At 67.6% G+C, this 23,848-nt stretch carries 16 protein-coding genes and 1 riboswitch; of the genes, 9 read left to right on the top strand and 7 right to left on the bottom strand.

Annotated features, from left to right (window positions below; translation table 11 throughout):
• Window positions 1-3 precede the first annotated feature (3 nt).
• On the bottom strand, window positions 4-1,539 hold the full coding sequence (nikA, locus tag ABMY26_RS18735; RefSeq protein ID WP_372398689.1) for a nickel ABC transporter substrate-binding protein: 1,536 nt from the start codon (window positions 1,537-1,539) through the stop codon (window positions 4-6).
• Between the two features lie 286 nt (window positions 1,540-1,825).
• Between nikA and nikR the strand changes: the two genes are divergently transcribed.
• The gene (gene nikR, locus ABMY26_RS18730; protein WP_372398688.1) at window positions 1,826-2,323 is read left to right on the top strand and encodes a nickel-responsive transcriptional regulator NikR; all 498 of its coding nucleotides are present in this window, start codon (window positions 1,826-1,828) and stop codon (window positions 2,321-2,323) included.
• A 52-nt stretch (window positions 2,324-2,375) separates the two neighbouring features.
• Here nikR and ABMY26_RS18725 read toward each other — a convergent pair whose 3' ends face one another.
• The 6 genes from ABMY26_RS18725 to ABMY26_RS18700 all read right to left on the bottom strand — a co-directional run bounded on the left by ABMY26_RS18725 (window position 2,376) and on the right by ABMY26_RS18700 (window position 11,534).
• Entirely contained in the window at window positions 2,376-3,602 is a 1,227-nt protein-coding gene (locus tag ABMY26_RS18725) for a hypothetical protein (RefSeq protein ID WP_372398687.1), read from the bottom strand.
• Window positions 3,603-3,965: 363 nt separating this feature from the next.
• Window positions 3,966-4,835, bottom strand: coding sequence for an oxaloacetate decarboxylase (locus ABMY26_RS18720; RefSeq protein ID WP_372398686.1), 870 nt, complete (start codon window positions 4,833-4,835; stop codon window positions 3,966-3,968).
• Between the two features lie 31 nt (window positions 4,836-4,866).
• Entirely contained in the window at window positions 4,867-6,084 is a 1,218-nt protein-coding gene (prpF, locus tag ABMY26_RS18715; protein WP_372398684.1) for a 2-methylaconitate cis-trans isomerase PrpF, read from the bottom strand.
• Window positions 6,084-8,735: a Fe/S-dependent 2-methylisocitrate dehydratase AcnD gene (gene acnD / locus ABMY26_RS18710; protein WP_372398683.1), complete on the bottom strand. Its 2,652-nt coding sequence runs from the start codon at window positions 8,733-8,735 to the stop codon at window positions 6,084-6,086. The genes prpF and acnD overlap by 1 nt, the downstream gene beginning before the upstream one ends.
• Before the next feature lie 12 nt (window positions 8,736-8,747).
• Complete coding sequence (prpC, locus tag ABMY26_RS18705; protein WP_372398682.1) at window positions 8,748-9,917, bottom strand: 2-methylcitrate synthase; 1,170 nt, start codon at window positions 9,915-9,917, stop codon at window positions 8,748-8,750.
• Between the two features lie 186 nt (window positions 9,918-10,103).
• A complete protein-coding gene (locus tag ABMY26_RS18700; RefSeq protein ID WP_372398681.1) occupies window positions 10,104-11,534 on the bottom strand; it encodes a short-chain fatty acyl-CoA regulator family protein in 1,431 nt (476 codons plus the stop codon).
• 345 nt (window positions 11,535-11,879) lie between these two features.
• Window positions 11,880-12,116: riboswitch (cobalamin riboswitch) on the top strand.
• 108 nt (window positions 12,117-12,224) lie between these two features.
• Between ABMY26_RS18700 and ABMY26_RS18695 the strand changes: the two genes are divergently transcribed.
• The 8 genes from ABMY26_RS18695 (at window position 12,225) to ABMY26_RS18660 (ending at window position 23,801) form a co-directional block, all read left to right on the top strand.
• Window positions 12,225-14,180: a ribonucleoside-diphosphate reductase subunit alpha gene (locus tag ABMY26_RS18695; protein WP_372398680.1), complete on the top strand. Its 1,956-nt coding sequence runs from the start codon at window positions 12,225-12,227 to the stop codon at window positions 14,178-14,180.
• Between the two features lie 314 nt (window positions 14,181-14,494).
• Window positions 14,495-15,610 (top strand): tyrosine-type recombinase/integrase, encoded by a 1,116-nt coding sequence (locus ABMY26_RS18690; protein WP_372398679.1) that lies wholly within the window; start codon window positions 14,495-14,497, stop codon window positions 15,608-15,610.
• Window positions 15,611-15,939: 329 nt separating this feature from the next.
• Window positions 15,940-17,055, top strand: a complete 1,116-nt coding sequence (locus ABMY26_RS18685; protein ID WP_372398678.1) for a hypothetical protein — start codon at window positions 15,940-15,942, stop codon at window positions 17,053-17,055.
• Complete coding sequence (locus tag ABMY26_RS18680) at window positions 17,052-19,178, top strand: hypothetical protein (protein ID WP_372398677.1); 2,127 nt, start codon at window positions 17,052-17,054, stop codon at window positions 19,176-19,178. The genes ABMY26_RS18685 and ABMY26_RS18680 overlap by 4 nt, the downstream gene beginning before the upstream one ends.
• Entirely contained in the window at window positions 19,178-19,624 is a 447-nt protein-coding gene (locus ABMY26_RS18675; RefSeq protein ID WP_372398676.1) for a hypothetical protein, read from the top strand. Before ABMY26_RS18680 ends, ABMY26_RS18675 begins: the two co-directional genes overlap by 1 nt.
• A 5-nt stretch (window positions 19,625-19,629) precedes the next feature.
• Entirely contained in the window at window positions 19,630-20,031 is a 402-nt protein-coding gene (locus ABMY26_RS18670) for a DUF6262 family protein (RefSeq protein WP_372398675.1), read from the top strand.
• Complete coding sequence (locus ABMY26_RS18665) at window positions 20,028-22,289, top strand: AAA family ATPase (RefSeq protein WP_372398674.1); 2,262 nt, start codon at window positions 20,028-20,030, stop codon at window positions 22,287-22,289. Before ABMY26_RS18670 ends, ABMY26_RS18665 begins: the two co-directional genes overlap by 4 nt.
• A 429-nt stretch (window positions 22,290-22,718) precedes the next feature.
• Window positions 22,719-23,801, top strand: a complete 1,083-nt coding sequence (locus tag ABMY26_RS18660; RefSeq protein WP_372398673.1) for a ribonucleotide-diphosphate reductase subunit beta — start codon at window positions 22,719-22,721, stop codon at window positions 23,799-23,801.
• Window positions 23,802-23,848: the final 47 nt, after the last annotated feature.

Here is a 23,848-nt window from a genome sequence, read left to right as displayed (position 1 = left end):
TCGTTACGGCGCCGGCCGCATGGCGCCGAACGGAATCTCGTAGGCGCTGGCGCCGAAGCCGACTCCATCCACCCCGCGGCTGACGGCCATGGCGGTCAGGTAGGACAGCGGCAGGTAGACCGCCTGCTCGTGCAGCGTCGTCAGGATGTCGCGGTAGAGCGCCTGCCGCTCCGCCTCGTCCGTCGTCACCAGCACGGCGCCGATCCTGGCGTCGATCTCGGCCTTCATCGACAGGCCGCGCTGGGCCTGGTAGTCGGCATGCGACGCCACCCGCATGGAGCTGACGAAGGAATGCGGGTCGTAGGGAGCGCCCCAGGTGTCGCCGAAGATCAGGCCGAAACGGCCGTCCTTCTGCCGGGCCTCGATCGCGTTCTCCTCCTCGCCGACCAGAACCGCGTCGATGCCGACGGCCTTCAGGTTGGCCTGGACCGCTTCGGAAATCGCCTTCTCGCGGGCGTCGTTGCCGATGAAGCACAGCTCCACCCGCAACGGCTGGCCGCCGCGGACACGCACCGTCCCGCCCGGCGGCAGGGTCCAGCCCGCCTCGTCGAGCAGCCGCGCCGCCCGCGCCGGGTCGTAGCCGTAAGGCGTGAGGCCAAGGTCGGTGTAGGGAAAGTTCGGGGCGAACAGCGTGTCGGCCCTGGGCTCCAGCCCGTAGAGCAGCTTGGCGGCGATGGCGTCCTTGTCGACCGCGTGGTTGATCGCCTTGCGCACCGCCGGATCGCTGGTCGGCGCGCGGCCGCTGTTGATCGCCATCGTCCGGGTGGCGAGCGGCGCCGACACGGCGGTCCGCCCGATGCCGCGCGTCCTGAAGCGGGTGAAGCTGTCGGCCGAGATCTGGCCGGTGCCGCCATAGATCAGGTCGATCTCGCCGGTTTCGAAGGCGACGGCGCGGGAGGTCGGGTCGGGAATGACCTTGACGACGATGCGCTCGTAGGCCGGCTTCGGCCCCCAGTAGGAGGGGTTGCGGGTGAAGAGGTCGTATTCGCCCCTCTTCGTCTCGGCCAGCATCCAGGGGCCGGTGCCGACCGGCGCCCGGACGCCGTCCGCGGTGAGGACGGAGGGGGCGGCGAAGCGGACCGGGCGGATCAGCGCCAGTTCCAGCAGGGTCGGGTAATAGGGATCCTTGAGGGTCAGCCGGACCTTGGCCGCGTCCAGCACCTCGACCGATCGGATCTGCGCGACCAGTTCCAGCCAGTCATGCTTGGCGCGCTCGGCCAGCAGGACGTCGAAATTCGCCTTGACCGCCGCCGCATCGAAGGGCGTGCCGTCGGAAAAGACGACGCCCTCGCGCAGGGTGAAGTCGTAGGTCCGCCCGTCCGGCGACACCGTCCAGGCGGTGGCCAGACACGGCTCGATGACGCCGCCTTCGCGGTAGCGCACCAGCGGCTCGTAGACCATGGCCTGGGCGAACATCTGGTTGGGCGAGTAGCGGTGCGGGTCGAGAGGCCCGACATTGCCGGTCCAGGAATAGGTCAGCGTGCCCTTCGGGCTCCCCGCCGCCGCGTGACCGCCGGCCAGCGCCGCTGCCGCCAGCATGACGGCCGCGACCGTCCTGACAAACCCCGTTCCCGGAAATGCCATCCCATCCCCCGTCGCATCCGCCCGGCCCCGGCTTCCTTGCCGTGGGCATGCACCGACACCCTCCATGCCGCCGGTTGCGGATGGACGGTCGGCCCGGCCGGTTCTATGGTCGATGAGCGCGACGATACGACCGCCCGGGTATGATGTCTATTGTGAATCATCATACTTTGGGGGAATTGGCCTCGCGGTCCTGCCAAAATAATGGAGCCGGCGTTTTGAAACCGGTGCGACGGAGGATGGCATGCAGCGGGTGACGATCACGCTTGACGACGACCTGTTGGCCGACATCGACCGGCTGGTCGAGCGGCGCGGCTATCAGGGGCGCTCCGAGGCGATCCGCGACCTCGCCCGCGCCGGGCTGGCCGAAGCCGCGCCGGTGGAGAAGGAGGACGGTCCCTGCGTCGCCGCCCTGGTCTATGTCTACGACCATGCGGCGCGCGAGCTGTCGAAGCGGCTGACCACGGCCTACCACGAGCATCACGAGCTGACCTTGACCACGCTGCACGTCCATCTGGACCATGGAAGCTGCATGGAGGTGTCGGTCCTGAAGGGTGACGGCTCGGCGGTGCGCGGCATGGCGGAGCGGGTGATCGCCGAGCGCGGCGTGCGCCACGGCCGGGCGGTCGTCATCCCGGTGCGGGAGACGGAGACGGGAACCGGCCATCACCACCACGGCCACGAGCACGAGCACAGCCACGACCACAGCCATGGCCACAGCCACAGCCACGATGACGAGTGAGCGTCCGGGATGCGGTCGGCGGCGATGAACGGCCGCCACCGCCGACCGTTCGTCAGTGGGCCGCCCCGGACCCGCCGACGGCGACGATGGTGTAGGGGGTGCCTGCCACCGCGATCGTGCGCTCCTCCTTCAGCGTCTCGGTCGAGACGAGCCGCACCAGCCCCTTGAGCGGATCGGTCACCGCCACATGGTCGCCGGCCACCGCCAGCCTTGGCCGCGGGTCGCGCCAGTGGCCGTCCATCGAATAGGGGGCGGTGAGCTGGACGCTCTTCTCGATCTCGCCGGACAGGATGTTGAGCAGATGCAGCCTGCCATCCTCGGTCAGGATGTAGGCCTGGTTGGCCTTGACGTCGTCCAGGGCGAAATCCACGCGGCGCGTCGGCAGGTCGATCTTGCGGAAGCTCGGCTCGGTGCCGGGTTCGATGACGACGACGGCGCGCGGTCCGTAATTGCCGAGGAAATATTGCATCGCCGTGCCGCCCTTGAGCGTCGAGACGTTGCCCTCGCCGAGCGCGGCGGTGGAGACGTGGCGCAGCGTGGGCGGCTTCGAGCCGCCGCCCGGCTGGGCGAAGACGACCCCGTCCTTGCAGCCGAAGGCGAACACCCTGGCCGACTGGGCCTGACCATGCACGGCCGGGCAGTCCACCACCCCACCGACCGGCTTGCCCTGCGCATCGATGACCTTGAGGCCGACACGCGGCTTCTCCGGGTCGTCGTGCGGAACTGAAACGACGAGGAAGTCGCCCATCGGCGCGGCGAGGCCATGGTGGGCGGCGCCCGGCGTCACGGTGCGGGGCTTGACCGTCCCCTCAAGCAGATCGCCTTCCCGGAACAGGGCGACGCCGCCCGTGCCGTCGTCGAACAGCGCGATGGTGCCGGAGCCTTCCACGACATGGGCCGGCTTGGTCCCCGTGAGCACCGCCGGCAGCAGCCTGGCGTCTTCGACCGCGATGTCGGCGTGGTCGCCGTGATCCTCGAACGAAATCCCGGTGCCGATGACGGCGACCTTTCCGGCATCGCCCTGCACAGCCAGCACGGTGCGTCCGCTGACGCTGCGCGCAAGGGCCGGCGTCCGGTCGATCCTGAATGTTCCCGCGCTCGCCCCATCCTTGAGGTCGATGGCCCGGACGATCCCGTCGGCGTGGTCGCCGATGAACAGGCGATGGTGCGTGACGCCCCGGTCGTCCTTGTCGTCCTCAGCCTGTGCCGCGCCGGCCGCGAGGCCTCCTGCCGCGGCACCGATCCACAGCAGCGTCGCGAGGGAAGGCAAGCTGTTCATATGTCACCTCGTTGTCGAACCTTCATGCAAGTCTGGAAAAGGCACGACACGCCCGCCACGCCCCGCCGGACTCATCGCGGGCGGGGCCTTTCCGCAAGCAAATGTAACGTTATAACATTACTATTAGGGAGCGCAACCGCCTTCCGGCGCGGCAACCGCCGGATGGCGGCTGCCGGCGGGGGCTGCGGGCGGGGGCTGCGGGCGGGGGCTGCCCGGCTGCTCAGCTGTAATACCAGCGGCACTGGTCATTGACCTGTGCCGCTGGAGGGCCGCGACGGCGGCCCCGCGGGCACATGCCCGCGATAGCCAAGCGGGCGGACGCCCGCGCCGGCGATTGAGGAAACGGCTTTTGATGGGTCACCATCAAAAGCCGTTGGTATAAGTCCTCTCCAGCGCATCCCATTCGGGCTTGCCAACCAGACGCTGGCGGTCGGCGAAGGGGGTGACGAGGCCGCTCGATTCCTTCAGCTCCCTGTCGTCGCGCAGCACGGTCAGCGCCTTCTGCATGCCCATCACGGCGCCCTGCAAGGCGGCGTTGGCGTAGAGCACGACGCCGTAGCCGAGCTCCGCCAGCTCGGCCGCGTTGAAGATCGGCGTCCGGCCGCCGATGACCATGTTCATCAGCTGGGGCTTCTCCAGGCGCTGCGGCAGGGCGCGGATTTCCTCGGCCGTCCTCACCGCCTCGACGAAGAGGATGTCGGCGCCGGCCTCGGCGAAGCGCTGGGCGCGCTCGACGGCGGCATCGAAGCCGTAGATCGCGGCGGCGTCGGTGCGCGCCATGATCAGCAGATCCGGATCGCGGCGGGCGTCGGCCGCCGCCTTGATCTTGCCGACCGCCTCCTCGGTGGAGATGACGTCCTTGCCGGCGAAATGACCGCAGCGCTTGGGAGCCACCTGATCTTCGAGCTGGATGCAGTCGGCGCCGGCACGCTCCAGCACGCGCACCGTATGATAGACGTTCAGCGCGTTGCCGAAGCCGGTGTCGGCATCGACGATCAGCGGCACGCCCACGGCGTCGCGGATGCGGGCCGTGTGGTCGGCGATCTCGGCCAGACCCATGAAGCCCTGGTCGGGCATGCCGAACCACATGTTGGTGACGCCGGCGCCGGTGACGTAGATCGCCTCGAAACCGAGATCCTCCACCAGCTTGGCGGACAGCGCGTTGAAGGCGCCCGGAACGATGACGCCGCGGCGGGCTTCGACGAGCTCTTTCAGTGTCTTGCGGGTGGACATGGTGTTTCCTTGGAATTTGGAGCGCTTGGGTTCAGAACGAATCGGCGGGCACGCGGACCCAGCCTTCCATCAGGATGCGGGCGCTGCGGCTCATCACCGCCTTGGTGACGGTCCATCGGCCGTCCACCGGCACCGCCTCGGCGCCGACGCGCAAGCTGCCGGACGGGTGGCCGAAGCGGACCGCATCGCGCGCACCGCCGCCGGCCGCAAGATTGACCAGGGTGCCGGGCACGGCGGCGGCGGCGGCGATGGCGACCGATACCGTGCCCATCATCGCGTGGTGCAGCTTGCCCATCGACAAGGCCCGCACCAGCAGATCGACCTCCCCCGCCCCGACGGTCCGGCCGCTCGACACGACATGGTCGGCCGGCGGTGCCACGAAGGCGATCTTCGGCGTGTGCTGGCGCCTTGCGGCCTCGCCCGGCTCCCCGATCAACCCCATCCTCAAGGCGCCGACGGTGCGCAGGGCCTCGAAGCGGGCCAGCGCCGCGGCGTCGCCGTTGATCGCCTCCTGCAATTCGGTCCCGCGATAGCCGAGATCGGCGGCGGCGACGAAGATGGTCGGGATGCCGGCATCGATCAGCGTCGCCTTCAGCCTGCCGCCGGGAACCAGGGAGTCCGGCACCTCCAATGTGTCGATAAGGTTTCCGGTGGGGAACATCGAGCCGTTCCGCCCGCCGCCTCCCCCGCCGTCCCCCTCTTCGGCGGGATCGAGGAACTCCAGCACGATCCCGGCCGCCGGAAAGGTCACGCCGTCCAGTTCGAAATCGCCGGTTTCCTGGACCAGTCCGCCGGTGACCGGCACATGGGCGACGATGGTCTTGCCGATGTTGGCCTGCCAGATCCGCACCGTGCAGACGCCGTTCTCCGGAACGCGCGCCGGGTCCATCAGCCCGGCATGGATGGCGAAGGCCCCGGCCGCCGTGGAGAGGTTGCCGCAATTGCCCGACCAGTCGACGAAGGCGCTGTCGATGGAAACCTGCCCGTACAGGTAATCGACATCGTGGCCCGGCCGTGCGCTCTTCGACAGGATGACCGCCTTGCTGGTGCTGGAGGTGGCTCCGCCCATGCCGTCGATGTGCCTGGCGTAGGGGTCGGGGCTGCCGATCACCCGCAGGAACAGCCGGTCGCGCGCCGCGCCGGCCACGCGGCAGCGCTCCGGCAGGTCGTCGAGGCGGAAGAAAACGCCCTTGCTGGTGCCGCCGCGCATATAGGTGGCGGGAATGCGGATCTGCGGTGCCGAGGCCATCAGGCGGTTCCTTTCTGCGTGCTTTCCGAGGCCAGGAAATCCTGGGCGAACCGTTGCAGGACGCCGCCGGCCTCGTAGATCGACAGCTCCTCGGCGGTGTCGAGACGGCATGTCACCGGCACCCGCAGGGTTTCGCCGCCGCGGCGGTGGACGACCAGGGTCAGGTCGGCGCGCGGCCGGCGCTCGCCGGTCACATCGTAGGTCTCGCTGCCGTCCAGCCCCAGCGTCCGCCGCGTCGTGCCCGGCTTGAACTCCAGCGGCAGCACGCCCATGCCGATCAGGTTGGTGCGGTGGATGCGCTCGAACCCCTCGGCGACGATGGCCTCGACCCCGGCCAGCCGCACCCCCTTGGCCGCCCAGTCGCGGCTCGACCCCTGGCCGTAATCGGCCCCGGCGACGACGATCAGCGGCTGCCGGCGCTCCAGATAGGTCTCCATCGCCTCCCACATCCGCATCACCGTGCCGTCGGGCTCCAGCCGGGTCAGCGAGCCTTTCCTCACCGTCCCGTCGACCACGGCCATCTCGTTGACCAGCTGCGGGTTGGCGAAGGTGGCGCGCATGGCGGTCAAATGGTCGCCGCGGTGGGTGGCGTAGGAGTTGAAGTCCTCCTCCGGCAGGCCCATCCGGGCCAGATACTCGCCGGCCGCCGAGTCGGGCAGGATGGCGTTGGAGGGCGACAGATGGTCGGTGGTGATGTTGTCCGGCAGCACCGCCAGCGGGCGCATGCCCGTCAGGCTGCGCGGATTGGCGGCCAGCGCGCCGACCCCCTCGGTGTCCCAATAGGGCGGACGGCGGATGTAGGTGGAGGCCGGACGCCAGTCGTAGAGCGGGCTGATGCGCTCCGTCGTCCCGTGGTTCGCCGCGAACATCGGCTCATACACCGTGCGGAACTGCTCCGGCCTGACGCAGGAGGCGACGATGGCGTCGATCTCCTCGTCGGACGGCCAGAGGTCCTTCAGCCTGATCGGGGCGCCGTCCCGGTCCACGCCCAGCGCGTCGCGCTCGATGTCGAAACGCATCGTGCCGGCGATGGCGTAGGCGACGACCAGCGGCGGCGAGGCGAGGAACGCCTGCTTGGCATAGGGGTGGATGCGCCCGTCGAAGTTGCGGTTGCCGGACAGGACCGCGGTGGCGTAGAGGTCGCGCCCGACGATCTCCCGCTGGATCGCCGGGTCGAGCGCGCCCGACATGCCGTTGCAGGTGGTGCAGGCATAGGCGACGATGCCGAAGCCGAGCGCCTCCAGCTCCCCCAGCAGCCCGGCCTCCTCCAGATACAGCCTTGCGACCTTGGATCCTGGCGCGAAGGAGGTCTTGACCCAGGGCTTGCGCACCAGCCCCAGCGCATTGGCCTTCCTTGCCAGCAGCCCGGCAGCGACGACGTTGCGCGGGTTCGAGGTGTTGGTGCAGCTGGTGATGGCGGCGATGATCACCGCGCCATCCGGCAGCAGGCCGGCCTTCTCCTCTTCCAGCGCCTTGTCGAGATCGACGGCGATGCCGCGCTCCCTCAGCGCCGATGTGGGCAGGCGGCGGTGCGGGTTGGACGGGCCGGCCATGGTGCGCACGACGCCGGACAGGTCGAACTCCAGCACCCGCTCGTACCCGGCGCTTTCCAGCGCGTCGGCCCACAGGCCCAGCGTCTTGGCGTAGGTCTCGACCAGCGCCACCTGTTCCGGCGCGCGGCCGGTCAGCCGCAGATAGTCGATGGTCTGCCGGTCGATGGCGAACATCGCGGCGGTGGCGCCGTATTCCGGGCACATGTTGGAGATGGTCGCCCGGTCGCCGATGGACAGGCCGGCGGCGCCATCGCCGAAGAACTCGAGCCAGGCGCCGACCACGCGCTCCTTGCGCAGGAACTCGGTGAGCGCCAGCACGATGTCGGTGGCGGTGATGCCGGGCTGGTGCCGGCCGGTCAGGCGGACGCCGACGATGTCCGGCAGCCGCATCATCGAGGCGCGGCCGAGCATCACCGTTTCGGCCTCCAGCCCGCCGACGCCGATGGCGATGACGCCCAGCGCATCGACATGCGGGGTATGGCTGTCGGTGCCGACGCAGGTGTCGGGGAAGGCGACACCGTCACGGAGCTGAATCACCGGCGACATCCGTTCCAGATTGATCTGGTGCATGATGCCGTTGCCGGCCGGGATCACCTCGACGTTCCCGAAGGCGCGCCGGCTCCAGTCGATGAAATGGAAGCGGTCCTCGTTGCGGCGGTCCTCGATGGCACGGTTCTTCGCAAAGGCCTGGGGGTCGAAGCCGCCATGCTCGACGGCCAGCGAGTGATCGACGATCAGTTGGGTCGGCACCACCGGGTTGACCTTGGCCGGGTCGCCGCCCCTCCCGGCGATGGCGTCGCGCAGGCCGGCGAGATCGACCAGCGCGGTCTGGCCGAGGATGTCATGGCAGACGACGCGGGCGGGATACCACGGGAAGTCGAGGTCGCGCCGGCGCTCGACGAGCTGCCGCAGGGCCTCGTCCAGCAGCGCCGGATCGCAGCGGCGGACCAGCTGTTCGGCCAGCACGCGCGACACGTAGGGCAGCCCGGCCCAGGCGCCGGGACGGATGGCGTCGACGGCGGCCGGCGCGTCGAAATACTCGACCTCCGTGCCGGGCAGCCGCTTGCGGTATGAGCTGTTCATGGCGGGCGAGTTCATGACGCGTCCGCCTTACTGGCGTTGATCGATGGCGACGAAGACGCGGTCGTCCGGGCCGACATAGTTGGCGCTCGGGCGGATGATCTTGTTGTCGATGCGCTGCTCGATGATGTGGGCGGCCCAGCCCGAGGTGCGGGCGATGACGAAGAGCGGCGTGAACATGGCCGTCGGCACGCCCATCATGTGGTAGCTGACGGCGCTGAACCAGTCGAGGTTGGGGAACATCCGCTTGACCTCCCACATCACCGCCTCCAGCCGGGCGGCGATGTCGAACATCCGGGTCGATCCGGCGTCCACCGACAGCTTGTGGGCGATGCCCTTGATCACCTCGTTGCGCGGGTCGGAGACGGTGTAGACCGGGTGGCCGAAGCCGATCACCACCTCCTTGTTCCCGACCCGGCGGCGGATGTCGGCCTCCGCCGCGTCCGGGCTGTCGTAGCGCTTCTGGATCTCGAAGGCGACCTCGTTGGCGCCGCCATGCTTGGGGCCGCGCAGGGCGCCGATGGCGCCGGTGACCGCCGAATACAGGTCGGAGCCGGTGCCGGCGATGACCCGGCCGGCGAAGGTCGAGGCGTTGAACTCGTGCTCGGCATAGAGGATCAGCGAGCTGTGCATCGCCCGCTCCCACAGCGCCGAGGCTTTGCGCCCGTGCAGCAGGTGCAGGAAATGGGCGCCGATGGACTCGTCGTCGGTCTCGACCTCGATCCGCCGGCCGTTGGTGGACCAGTGATACCAGTAGAGCAGCATGGACCCGAGCGAGGCCATCAGCCGGTCGGCGATGTCGCGGGCGCCGGGGATGTTGTGGTCGTCCTTTTCCGGCAGCGCGCAGCCCAGCGCCGACACCCCGGTGCGCATCACGTCCATCGGGTGGGCGGAGGCCGGCAGGGATTCCAGCGCCTGTTTCACGTTGGTCGGCAGGCCGCGCAGGGATTTCAGCTTGGCCTTGTAGGCCTTCAACTCGGCGAAGGTCGGCAGCTTGCCATGCACCAGCAGATGGGCCACCTCCTCGAACTCGCAGCGCTCGGCGATGTCGAGGATGTCGTAGCCCCGGTAATGCAGGTCGTTGCCCGATTTGCCGACGGTGCAGAGGGCGGTGTTGCCGGCGGTGACGCCCGACAGCGCCACCGATTTCTTGGGCTTGAAGGGGAGTGGTGCCGTGGTCTCGGGCGCGGTCGTGGTCATCGGGTGTTCCCTGTGCGAGATCTGCCTGTTGGATGCCCGCATCATCGGAACCTGCCCCTGTTCGGAAAAGGGCTGAAAAGGCGAAGCTTTGCCGGGCCGATCCTGCAAATCGGCGAAATCTGCGAAGATTGCCCCCGCGCCGGCCTGCTCCCTTGCCCCGACCAATGCCGGGCCGGGGTTCCCCGATCAGGCCGGGGAGGCGGATACCGGATACGGCTCGAACCGGCTGAGGCTTTCGTCGACCGCCAGGGTGCGTCCGACCGGCGGGAAGGCACGCTGCGGACAGGCCGGGCGTTCGCAGACCTTGCAGCCGGCGCCGATCGGCGTGGCGGCGTCCGGATCGCCGAGCGCCAGCCCGCGGGAGTAGACCAGCCGTCCGGCGTGCCGGATGTCGCAGCCGAGCCCGATGGCAAAGCTCTTCGACGGGGCGCCGAAGCCGCTGCGGCCGTGAACCACCTTGCGGGCGATCCACAGATAGGCCCGCCCGTCCGGCATGCGCGCCAGCTGCGTCAGCACACGGCCGGGCGCCGAGAAGGCTTCGTAGACGTTCCACAGCGGACAGCTTCCGCCGACGCGCGAGAAGTGGAAGCTGGTGGCGGACTGGCGCTTCGACATGTTGCCGGCCCGGTCGACCCGGACGAAGAAGAAGGGCACGCCGGGAGCCCCCGGCCGCTGGAGCGTGCTCAGCCGATGGCACACCGTCTCGAAGCCGGTGCCGAAGCGCTGGCCCAGCAGGTCGATGTCGTAGGCCACGGCCTCCGCCACCTCCAGGAAGGCCTCGTATGGCATGACCACCGCCCCGGCATAATAGTTGGCCAGCCCGATGCGGGCGAGCGCACGTGCCTGCGGACCGGAGAACCGTCCCTCCTCGACCAGCCGGTGCAGAAGCTCCGCCTCCCGATGGAAGGCGAGCTGCGTCGCCATCTGGAAGGCGCGGCGGCCGGGGTCCAGCGACCGGGCGACCCGCAATATCCGGTCGGCGGCATCGAAATGGCGAAGCGCTCCCCCCGGCATGCCCGCGTCGTCGGTCACCAGCGTACGGATGCCGTGGCGATCCGCCAGCAGCCGCTCCAGCCCGCGGTCCACCGCCCCGATCTCCAGCCCGGCCCCAGCGAACAGCCGTTCGGCCGCCTCGTCCAGCGCGGCGATGTGATTGTGGTGGCGATAGAAGAAGTCGCGCACCTCCTCGTAGGGCATCGCCGGCAGGGCGCTGCCCGGCCCGGCCGGGATCGCCCCTGCCGCCAGGGCGTCCAGCCGTTCCGCCAGCCCGCGCCCGCGCCGGTGCAGCGCCACCAGCGCCCGGCCGACCGCCGGCATGTTGGTGGCGAGCGCCTTGATCTCCGCGATCGCAATGGCCTCGCCGGTTCCGGCTTCCGACAGGGCTTCCCGCAGGTCGGCGACCATCCGCGCCTCCTCGTCCTCCGAGAAGAGCTGCACGTCGATGCCGAAGGAGGCGTTGATCCGCAGCAGCAGCGGCACCGTCAGCGGCCGCTGGTTGCGTTCGAGCTGGTTCAGGTAGCTCGGCGAGATCTCCAGGATGCGGGCCAGTGCCGTCTGGGTCAGCCCCCTCTCCTCGCGCAGCCGCTGCAGCCGCACCCCCATGAACGCCTTGGCCATGCCCAGCACCTTATTTGCAAAATTCGCCGATCCGCTGAAACCGCTTCGCAAAACGTGACAAACTCAGCGGTTATCTACGAAATCGGTCTGCGTATATTGCAAATTGCCCGACCGCCGGACAAGCCCCGCAGTCGCTGGCCCGGGGGACTGCGCCCCGGATCGGTTCAGCGGCAGACAGGAAAAGCGTGTGTGAGTTGCCGTGCGACCTGATCCCGGGGTGCACGCCACTTGGCGTCGGCAGTGCCGGAAATTTGCAGGTGGCGGCGACGAAGGCGGCGTGCTGCACCGGGTTGGGGCGCGACGGGCGGCAAGGACTTCCAGCTTGACGCCCGCACGGCCAGGCTCTACCGTATCTAGCGTTACGGTCCTCGTGTCCGACAAGATACGGGGCTAAGAGGGAAGCCGGTGCCGCCGCGCAAGCGCGGTCAGGCCGGCGCTGCCCCCGCAACTGTGAGCGGAGAGCGGTTTCGTCGTTTCAGGGTCACTGGTGCCAACCTGATGTTCAGGGGCCGCGCCGGGAAGGCCGGACGAAGCCGCGACGACCCGCGAGCCAGGAGACCTGCCGTAACCAGATGAACGTCCACGGGCGGGGTGACCCGGTGGTGCGCGTGTTCGCCCGTGGCGCTTTCGCCCGATGCCTGCATGCCGTGCCGTCGTGCCGTCCCGCCGCACAGGAACAAGGGATCACGGATGCCGGCCCACGCCCCAGACTTTGCCCAGGAGTATGCCCCTGAGCTCGCCCAGCAGCTCGCCAGCGGTTTCGACCGTCACGGGAACCTGCTGACGCTCCCCCGCAGGGCACCGGATCGCCTGGACGACCGGCACGGCGTCAGCCGCGCGCCGGTGCAGAGCTGGACGCCGCCCGATCCCTCCGTCATCCGCATCGACCGCAGCCGCGACGCCCTGCTGACCGACTTCGGCAAGGCGACGCTGGACGACCGCTACCTGCTGCCGGGCGAGAGCTACCAGGATCTGTTCGCCCGCGTCGCCGCCGCCTATGCCGACGACGCTGCGCACGCCCAGCGGCTCTACGACGCCATCTCCCGCCTGTGGTTCATGCCGGCGACGCCGATCCTCAGCAACGGCGGCACCACGCGCGGGCTGCCGATCTCCTGCTTCCTCAACGCGGTCCCGGATTCGCTCGACGGCATCGTCGATGTCTGGAACGAGAACGTCCGGCTGGCGTCCAACGGCGGCGGCATCGGCACCTATTGGGGCGGCGTGCGGTCCATCGGCGAAGCCGTGAAGGGCAACGGCAGCACGTCGGGCATCATCCCCTTCATCCGGGTGATGGACAGCCTGACGCTCGCCATCAGCCAGGGCTCGCTGCGGCGCGGCTCGGCCGCCGTCTATCTCGACATCCACCATCCGGAGATCGAGGAGTTCCTGGAGATCCGCAAATCCTCGGGCGACTTCAACCGCAAGAGCCTGAACCTGCACCATGCCGTCGTCATCACCGACGCCTTCATGGAGGCGGTGCGCGACGACAAGCCCTTCCCCCTGATCAGCCCCAAGAGCGGCGCCGTCCTGAAGCATGCCAACGCGCGCCAGGTCTGGCAGAAGATCCTGGAGGCCCGCATGCAGACCGGCGAGCCGTACCTGCTGTTCGGCGACACGGTGAACCGGGCGCTCCCCAAGCACCAGCGCGACCTCGGCCTGCGCGTCTCCACCTCAAACCTGTGCAGCGAGATCACGCTGCCGACCGGCAGGGACCATCTGGGCAACGACCGCACGGCGGTGTGCTGCCTCGCCTCGATGAACCTGGAGACCTGGGACGGGTGGAACCGCGAGGAGGGGCTGGTCGAGGACGTCCTGCGCTTCCTCGACAATGTGCTGACCCGCTTCATCGGAGAGGCGCCGGAGGGGATGGAGAACGCCGTCTACTCGGCGATGCGCGAACGCTCGGTGGGCTTGGGGGTGATGGGCTTCCACTCCTTCCTCCAGGCGCGGGGCGTGCCGTTCGAAAGCGCAGTGGCCAAGGCGTGGAACCTGCGCTTCTTCCGCAAGCTGCGCCGCGACGCCGACGCCGCCTCGGTGCTGCTGGCCCACGAGCGCGGCCCCTGCCCCGACGCCGCCGAGCGCAACATGATGGTGCGCTTCAGCCACAAGCTGGCGATCGCGCCGACCGCCTCGATCAGCATCATCTGCGGCGGGGCCAGCGCCTGCATCGAGCCGATCCCGGCCAACATCTACACCCACAAGACGCTGTCCGGCTCGATGCCGGTGCGCAACCCCCATCTGGAACGGCTGCTGGCCGCCAAGGGCGCCGACCGGCCGGAGATCTGGCAGTCGATCATCGAGCATGAGGGCTCGGTCCAGCATCTCGACATCCTCGATGACGACGAGAAGGCGGTCTTCCGCACCGCCTTCGAGATCGACCAGCGCTGGATCGTCGAGTTCGCCGCCGACCGCACGCCCTTCATCTGCCAGAGCCAGTCGATCAACCTCTACCTGCCGGGCGACATCGACAAGTGGGACCTGCACATGCTGCACTGGACCGCCTGGGAAAAGGGGTTGAAGAGCCTCTACTACTGCCGCTCCAAGTCGGTGCAGCGCGCCGCCTTCGCCGGCAAGGAGCGTGCGGCGGACAAGGCAGACCTGCAGGTGCCGCGCACCGACTACGAGGAATGCCTCGCCTGCCAGTAGCAGGACCTATCCTGATATCGTAAACTTCGGCAGCCGCAGAGGAACCTTTGTGTGGGTTTCTCTGCGCTGTCAAGTTGACTTTATCCGTAAACTTTGCCACGCTGTCCGCATAGCAATGTTAGGACGTCGGGCGAAGCGTAAACATGTCCCAATTCCAGGTCAGAAGGTTTAAGGCTCGCTCAGGCGAGGACTTGGCGGTCCTCGTAGACCGGCAGGGCATGCCGCTCTTTTGGCCCAACGTGTACGCAACAACCGAGTATCGGAACGCTGCGAAGGCGCCAAACACTACAGCTAAGGTTCTGCGGACGCTCGGAATGGTGGTGCTGTGGGCCCTGGGCAAGGCGCGCGACATCGATCATGACCTGACGCACGGCGACTTTCTCAGTATCGAGGACGCCGAGGATCTTGCCGATTTCCTGGGTCTCACGGCGGCCGATCAGGAACGGCGTGTCGAGCGGGATGCTGAGGCACCTCGCGCACCGAAAGTCGTCAGCATCGAATCTGTCCGCCCTCACCCACGTAAGCTCAAGCGGCCGGAGCGCACCTCGGTCGATGCTGCCGAGATTGCCGCGCGTGTCCGGTGGGTGGCAGCGTACATCGAGTGGCACCTCAACAGGCGGATCGGCTCTCTTGAGCGTCAGCAACGCGCATCGGAGGAACTTCGTACACTCGGCCCGCTGGTTATCAATCGGCTTCGGCAACTGGCACCCCGCACCACACCGCGGTCTGACGATGAACTGGCGCTGGAGGGTGTCGGTCGGGACGTTCTTCTCCGGATCGAGGAGGCTCTCGTCCCTGGAGCGCCTGAGAACCCGTTCACGCCGGGTTTCGTTCAGTCTCGCAACTACCTGCTCTGGCGCCTTCTGCTTGACTCCGGCGCTCGGCGCCACGAGGTTCGCGAAGCCAAGGCGGACCACGTGCAGTACGGCGCACGCCGCTTCGAGATCCACGTTTCCAAGACGATCGCGCGCACCGTGCCGATCGCCCCGAAGACGGCTGAGGCGTTTGACGCCTTCATCGAGCATCACTGGTCCAAGCTCCCGAAGGAGGCTCGACGGCGCGGCCACCTCTTCACTGATGAACATGGTCGCCATCTGTCTCTCAGGGCCATGAACCGCGTGTTCGAGCGTGTTCGCGAGCAGGTTGGGGGTGTCCCTGACTTCATGGCGCCGCACACCGTTCGCCGGTCTTGGAACGACAATTTCAGCGCGACCATCGACTCTCTTCCAGAGAATGAGCGCCCCAGCCATTCCGAGGAGGTGAAGATGCGCAACCGTCTCCAGGGATGGTCAGGGGAGTCTTCGATGGGGGCTCGCTACGCCCGGCGTCATACCAAGCGAAAGGCCGATCAGATCGCCGAGAAAATGATGGATAGCATGTCCGTCCCGAATGCTCCGAAGAGATCAGCGTCGCGAGAAGATAATAAATGAACATATCAGCTGAGCATAAAATTCAAAAATCTATTGATGTTCGTTTGCTTGACGGGCGGAACGTTCTCATAAATCTCGACGGTGTGACTGTAGTAACTAGCGATATCAGGCCATTCTGGTTTGATTTTTCGTGGCGATCGGAAGGCAGCGTATGGCATCAGTCTCTAACAACAATCTTAATTATGTTGTTGAGAACTCGTTCTACTATTTACGCTGATCGTTGCACGTATTATGCGGGGCGATTGGCCCGTGATATTGCTTCACGGAAAGAGAAAACTTCTACCACCCTCACACTTCAGGATCTCGAGACGTGGCCGAAGGACTACGGCTTGGCAAGTTGGGCGTTCATGCAAGCCGTGCTTGGCCACTGGGTCGAGAGTGGCCTCCCAGGTCTTGAGCAGGATGTGAAGGATTTCCTCCAGTCGCCGGAGAAATGGGAGGAAAAGGGAAACGGCTGGTACTTCGCCCTGATGGCAAACGATCCTGAGAGGGGCGCCTTCACTGAGCAGGAATTGAAGAGCATCCAAGAAGGCATCAACCACGCCTACGAGAACGGCAGCCTGTCCCTCCCGGATTGGGCACTGGTCTGGTTCCTGATCGGCACCGGCGTGCGCCCGGTCCAAATCGCGCGAACGACGGTCGGTGACGTGCTCATCAACGACGGCCCCGAAGGCAAGGAGGTGACCCTCTGCATCCCGCTGGCCAAGGGCGAAAAAGCCGTCGTCAAAGAACGGTGGAAGCGGAAGGCGCCGATCGTCCTGGCCGAAGTCCTCCTGCGCTACCTGGCCTCCGATACACGACGGGGCTCCGCACCCGAAACCCCATTGTTCAGCGAGAACTCCCAGCAGATCGCGAAGCGGATCGCAGCCGTCTTCGCTCGCGTCGAGACCTACTCGACCCGGCTCAAGGGGCCGATCCCCGTGTTCTCCTATCGCTTCAGGTACACGCTCGGCACCCGGGCCCTGGCGCTGGGGGCCTCCGACCATGAGGTCGCCCGCCTGCTGACGCACCGCACCACGCATTGCATCCAGTATTACCGGGCAGCCATGCCCATGCTTCAGAAGCCCATCAAGGATGCCCTGGGACCGGAGATGAGCTTCCTGGCGCAGGCGTTCCAAGGGCGCCTGATCAACGGCCTGGACGAGGCGACCCGACGAGGCGATGCGAGTGCCGTTATCCGTGACTTCGCTCATCTCATGGGCCATTCCCTCGGCGCCTGCGGCACGAAGGCCAACTGCCACCAGGATGCTCCTCGTGCCTGCCTGGGTTGCCGGAAGTTCGAGCCATTCAGGGAGGCGCCCTGGGAGGACCTCTTGCAGGTTCTGACGGAGGATCTGAAGACCGAGACGGAGGACCGCATCAAGCTCATCACGCTCGAGCAGATCAGCGCCGTTCACGGCATCATTGCCGAGCGGGATGCTGCACATGGGGGAACTGCACCTTGACGGCCGTCATCGTTCCCTTCGTCGGCGCTGAGGATCGGACGGCCCGGCAGAACGTGGATGCGTTCATCGAGCACGCGAAGTCGTATCGCTGGTTCACCGCTGGGTTTGGCAGCCTTCAGTGGTCTTCTGCCTCGTGGGACCTGCGCCCTTTCTTCGCGGGGCGCGGCCAGAACCCGGTCGGTCTCGTGGTGCACTTCACGACCTACGAAACGAGGCGCAAGGGTGTGCGATCCCCGACCGCCGTCGATTTCGCACAACCTTTCCTCGACCAAGCGAGGGCGCTGGTCGTTGAGTTCATGCGTACGACGGCCAACAGTTCCCCGTCGAAGTTCCTGACCGTGTTGCGGTGCGTGGAGAAGGCATTTCGAGACCTCGGCAAGGCACCCGACATCATCCACCTCACTCCCACCGTGCTCGACCATGCGACGGAGATCATCCGTGCTGACCTGTCGGACCAATGGTCTTTCGGCAGATTCCTGGAGCGCCTCGCTCTGGAGCTCGTCAATACAGCCCGGCTCTCGAAGGCCCACCTGCTTTGGAGGAATCCCTTCCAGTATCAGGGCGCGCGGCGGAACGATCGCGTGAACATGGCAGAGGGAGACCACGACGGCGTCGAGAAGTTGCCGCACCTGAAGTGCGTGCTCGACTTGGCAGGCGTGTTCCACACCAGCGACTATGTGCCGGACGTGGTTGTGACCGCCTGGTTCGCCCTCGGCATGTTCGCGCCGTCACGGGTCAATGAGATCCTGACGCTCCCGGCGGGATGCGAAACCGAGATGGATGGCACCTACGGCATCTCCTGGCGCCCGCTCAAGGGCGGAGAGCCGATGACGAAGTTCGCCACGACCGCTGAGTGGGCGGAGATTGCGCGAGAAGCGGTGCGGCGCTTGACCGTCCTGGGTGCCCAGGCCAGGACGGCGGCTAAGTGGTATGAGGACAACCCAGGTCAACTGTTCCTCCCTTCCGGGTGGGAGCACCTGCGCGGGCAGCCGCTCACCAGATGGGAGATCGCCAAGATCCTGGGGAAGAGCAGCGAGATCACCTCGGGTTCAGTGTTAGACCGCGCGCTTGAAGCGACAGGCGACAGGACCAAGAACCCAGCCAGGACCGGGACCGAGGTGATGACGTCACGCAAGGGCGTCAGTCTCTACACCTTTGCCTCCGTGGAGCGGTACGTCGCGTCCGTCCTGCCCAACGGCTTCCCCTTTGCGGACAAAAAGCACGATCTCAAGGCGAGCGATGCCCTGTTCTGCCTTCCCCGGAACATCCTCAGGGGCTTTGGAGACACTGAGGAATACGTCCCCGACCTGATCAGTTACAGCCAGGTCAAGCACGAGCTCGGCTCGAAGCCCGCGGGTCAGACCATCTTTGAACGGCATGGGCTGGTTGACCCGGACACCGGCAAGCCGTGGAAGCTGAACACGCACCAGCCGCGTCATCTGCTGAACACCCTCGCACAGTCGAAGCACCTGTCGCAGGCTCTCATCGCGTTCTGGTCGGGTCGGAAGAAGGTTTCCCAGAACGCATGGTACGACCACATCCCGCAGGAGGCGTTCATCGACGCTTTCCTGAGGATGGGCGAGCGGGCGCCCAGGGAGATCCGCATCGTCGGGCCGCTGGAGGAGAAAGTCGCGGGGCGCGCTCGCAAAGAGGCGATCAGCCACGACGTTGCTCTCCGGCTAGAACTTGGTTCGGTCATCAGCACCCGGTTCGGCCTGTGCCGCCACAACTACGCCCTGACGCCCTGCCCGAAGGACAAGAACTGCATCAACTGCGGCGAGAACACCTTCATCAAGGGCGACGAGCGACATCTTGCCGAGGCCAGGAACCAACTGGCGATCACTCAGCGCGCCCTCGCGAACTGTCGCCGTGCCCTCGATGACGGCGAGCCGGGTGTCGAACGATGGCTCAAGATCCACGCCGAGAAGGAGGTGCGGTGGGCGGCGGCGATCCGGCGCATGCTTGACCCTGCGACCCCGGACGGCACCCTGATCACCCTGCCGCCGCCGCGACGGCCGCAGGCGAAGACCGGCTTGGCAGCCGAGGTCCGCGACGTTGTTGCCCCAGACACCGCGGACGAGAAGGTGCCGGGGGATGAACTCGCTTTGCTAAGAGGTGTCTGATGGGCGCGCCGAGATTGACCGAGGCCGACATCGAGAAGGCGGTGCGCCTCCTGGACGGCTGGACCGGAAAGCTGACGTGGGCCCGCTACCTCGCGGTGCTGGCGACGGAGGTCGGCCACCTCTACACCAAGCCCGCCATGCACAAGCAGGCACGGATCATCGGGGCGTGGGAGGCGGCGCAGAAGCGGCTGGCGGAATCCAGGGAGGCTGTCGGCGCCGACAGCCTCGGGGACGCCGCCATCGCCGAGGCCAACCGCAAGATCGCGAGGCTGCGGGCGGAGATCGCCCGCCTCGAGCAGGAGAACCGCGACCTCCTCGAGCGGTTCGTTCGGTGGTCGCACAACGCGGCCCGGTCGGGACTGTCGCCAGAGCGGCTCGACGCTGAACTGCCGACCATGCACCGCGGCACCGGCGGGAAGTCCGCGTCTGGCGGGAGGACGCCGTGAGGGGTGTGCTGAAGGGCGAGGACAACGTCAGGCGGCTCCAGAGCTACCTGAGGGCCCTTGAGGAGGAAGGCCGTGGACTCCCCGCGCGGGATGGCCGCCCGAACCTCTCCGTCATCGCCTCAGCCTGCGGCTTCGACCGCGGCGTGTTCTACGCCAACCAGGCCGCCAAGCTGATCCTCGACGAGGCGACCACGGCCCTGGGCTTGGAAGCCGACACCCATCGCCCGCAGACGGCGTTTGCCGAGGCGCGCATCCAGCAGGAGACGAAGGCGCGCTCCGACGTGCGCACGAAGTCGCTGGAGGAGGAGGTAATGCGCCTGCGGGCCGAGAACGCCCAGCTGCGCAGCGAGAACGAGCGCCTGCGCGCCGTGCGACGCCTCATGGCCGAGACGGGGAGGATGCCGTGACGGTCGTCACCGCACGGCTCCAGGTCACCTCGTTCCACGCCGCAGGGTTCGGCGGCGGCATCTTGATCGGGCGCGACCCCGACGCGGAGGGCGGCAAGCTGATGCGGGCGCGGATACACGCCCGTGTCCTGCCGCGCGAACCCGTCGAGGGAGAGGTCTGGCGGGTTACCGGGCGCATCGAGGGTCATCCCGTCTTCGACCATCAGCGGCAACGCGACGAGATGGCCGACCACATCGTCGCGGACTGGGCAGCCCCGCTCGCACCGCAGGGCGACGCGATCCGCCGCTGGATCGCGCGCAATCCCAGGATTAAGGGCGTCGGCGTGGGCTACGCCGAGCGCCTCTGGGATGCTCTCGGCACCGGCCTCTACGACGCGATCCGCCGCCGCGACGTCGAGGCGCTGGCGGCGGTGCTGGACATTCCCAAGGCGGCCTCCATCATCGACGCCTTCGGCCTCCTGCTCGACGAGGTCACCGCCCTTGAGGATCTCGACGGGCTTGGCTTGGACGGCAGGGCGGCGAACACGGCGGTTGCCCTGTATGGCGCCCAGGCAGGCGCAAGGTTCCGTGAGAACCCCTACCTGATGACGCTCATTGAACCCTGGGCGAAGGTCGATGCCGCCGCGCTCGCCAGCGGCGTGCTCCCGACCGACCGGCGGCGGCTCCTGTCGGCGGTGGACGTCGCCGCCTCCAGGGCCTTCCGCACGACCGAGCACAGCAACCTCGGTGGCCACACCGTGGTGACCGGCACCTACCTCCTGCCCCGCGTCCGCGCGATGCTTGGCCGAGGGGCGGCAGCCATGGCCGAGGCCGCGATGAAGATGGCGGTGGAGGTCGGCGACCTCATCGACCTCGGCTCCGGACGGTACCAGGCACGGGCGCCTTGGCACATGGAACGGCAGATCGAGGAGGCCATCACCGACCGCCTCCTGCGCCCCCGGCAGCCGGTCGACCGCGCGATCATTGCGACCGTGCTGTCGGAGGTCGAGCGCGAGAATGGCATCCGCTTCGAGCCGGAGCAGCGGGAGGCGGTCTTCATGGCGCTCACTTCCGGGGTGGCCGCCATCGCGGGCGGCGCCGGGACCGGGAAGAGCACCATCGTCCAGGCGGTCATGAGGGCGGCGCGCCGGGCCGTGGGAGGCGACTACGCCCAGGTGGCGCTGAGCGGCCGGGCGGCGAAGCGCCTGCGCGAGGCGACCGGCGGCGACGCCATGACCATCTACCGCTTCCTCAAGGACTTGGAGCACGGGCGCTTCAAGCTCGGCCGCGGGCTTCTGGTGGTGGACGAGTGCTCCATGGTCAGCACGCCGGACCTTTGGCTGCTCCTGACGGCCACGCCCGCCGAGGCGGACATCCTCCTTGTCGGCGACATCGGCCAGCTGCCGCCCATCAAGGCCGGGAACCCGGCCGCGGCGATCGCGGCGAGTTCGTGTGTTCCCCGCGTCGCGCTGCGCGTCCCCCATCGGCAGGACGGGGCATCGGGCATCCCACAGGTCGCGCATGGGATCCGTGAGGGGCACCTGCCGAGGTTGGAGGCGTTCGACCCCGGAGCGGCGGACCGGCAAGGTGTCTTCCTCCTCCCGTGCGGGTCAGCGGACGTGGCGGGGAAGGTCCTGGAGGCGTTCGGCGCGCTCGCGGGGCCGCCGCCAGCGGCAGGCGACCGCGGGGCCGTCCAGCGCCTGCACAAGGCCGACGTGCAAATCCTTGGCATGACGAAGCACGGCCCCGCGGGCGTCGCCGAGGTTGGCGATGCCGTCGAGCGTCGGTGGATGGTGAACCAACCGGCGATCCACGACTGGGGATTCCATGTCGGGTCAAAGATTCTTTGGACTAAGAATTCCTACGACCACCGCACCGGCCGGGTGCGGGACGATGGGGAAGAAGACGTCGTCGACATCATGAACGGTGCCCTGGGCGTGCTGCTTCGGGCGACGGCCGCCGGGGCCGAAGCCTGGTTCGACGACGGCACGACCGCCGAGATCCGCCGCAACGACTTGGACCGCGTTCTGAGGGGCTGGGCCGTCACCACCCACAAGGCACAGGGCTCCGCCTTCCGCCGCGTCATCATCCCCATCGTCCGCTCTCGCCTGCTGGACCGGGCGATGCTGTACACGGCGGTCACGCGCGCAAGGATGACGGCCGTCCTTGTCGGTGACGAGGACCTCGTCGCCCGGGCCGCTGCCGCGCCGCCGAGCGCGTGGCGCCGGATGCAGGCCCTGGACCTCGATGCGGCCATGGAGCGGCGCCGGGCGGCGTAGTCGAGGGTGGCGGTCAGGCTGTGCCTGACCGCCTGCCCGTCGGCGAGACTGGGGGTAGCAACGGAAAGCGCCGTCGAGCGGGCCGAGGCTGCGGCGGACGCATGGCCCACGGCCATGCGGCGGACGCGGCCCGGTCTGCCGTAGACGGCGCTTGGAGGCGCGAGGGGCAACGCCCCTTAGCACGCTCTGGCGATCGGATCGCGCTTGTCGCAGTCGTAAACTGACCGTATCCTTTTAGCAGCGTCGGTGCAGCGCACGGTCGCATAAGTTTACGCCCTCTCGGCAACTTGGCTTAATGGAATAGGGTGAAGGCACGGATGCGAAAGCTATCCAACACACAGTTTACGCTCGTCGCCGTCCTATAATGCCAGTGAGCCGTCCCGCTTCGGTCCGCCCGCCTTCCCCGTCGCCATCACGGATCCCCGCCCCATGACCTCGCTTCTCCACCTCGATCCCGTCAGCCTGATCGGCACCGGCCGCGTCGGGCTGCTGCAGGGCTCGGCCGCCTACAACGTCGACCGCTACCCCTGGGCCTACGCCTACTGGAAGAAGCAGCAGCAGGTCCATTGGATGGGCGAGGAGGTGCCGCTCGGCGAGGACATCAAGGACTGGACCTCCGAGCGCGTCACCGACGGCGAGCGCAACCTGCTGACCCAGATCTTCCGCTTCTTCACCCAGAGCGACGTCGAGGTCAGCGACAACTATCTCAAGCGCTACATGCCGATCTTCCAGCCGCTGGAAGTGCAGATGATGATGGCCGCCTTCACCAACATGGAGACGGTCCACATCGACGCCTACGCCCTGCTGCTGACCACCATCGGCATGCCGCAGACCGAGTTCGCCGCCTTCCGCGATTATGCGGAGATGCGCGACAAGGCCGACTACATGCACAGCTTCGGGGTCGGCACGGTGGCCGACGTGTCGCGCACGCTGGCGATGTTCGGCGCCTTCACCGAGGGCATGGCGCTGTTCGCCAGCTTCGCCATGCTGCTGAACTTCCCGCGCCACAACAAGATGAAGGGGATGGGCCAGATCGTCACCTGGTCGGTGCGCGACGAGAGCCTGCATTGCGAAGGCATCGTCCGGCTGTTCCACGAATGGAACCGCGAGACCGGCGCGATGACGCCGTCGGTGCGCGACGACATCCTGGACGTCTGCCGCACCATGGTCGGGCTGGAGGAGCGCTTCATCGAGCTGGCCTTCGGCCTGGGCGCGGTGAAGGGAATGACGCCCGAGGACATCCGCGCCTATGTCCACTATGTCGCCGACTGGCGGCTGACCCAGCTCCGGCTGCCGACGCTCTACGGCTATTTCAAGCCGGTCGACGGCGGCTACGAGCCGGTCAAGCCGCACCCGCTGCCCTGGCTGGTGGAGATCCTGAACGGGGTCGAGCACGCCAACTTCTTCGAGCAGCGCGCTACCGAATATTCCAAGGGCGCCACCAGCGGCCAATGGGACGGGACCGACGGCGTGTGGGCCAGCTTCGACCGGCTGCGGACGGCCACGCGCTGAACCGGGCCGATCCGGGCGGAGGCCACGGCGCCGGTTGCGCAACCGGT

This window comes from Azospirillum sp. HJ39 (assembly GCF_041507355.1).
Taxonomy (GTDB): Bacteria; Pseudomonadota; Alphaproteobacteria; order Azospirillales; family Azospirillaceae; genus Azospirillum; species Azospirillum thiophilum.
Note: the sequence above shows the minus strand (reverse complement) of the source record. Positions and strands in the feature narration are given on the sequence as shown.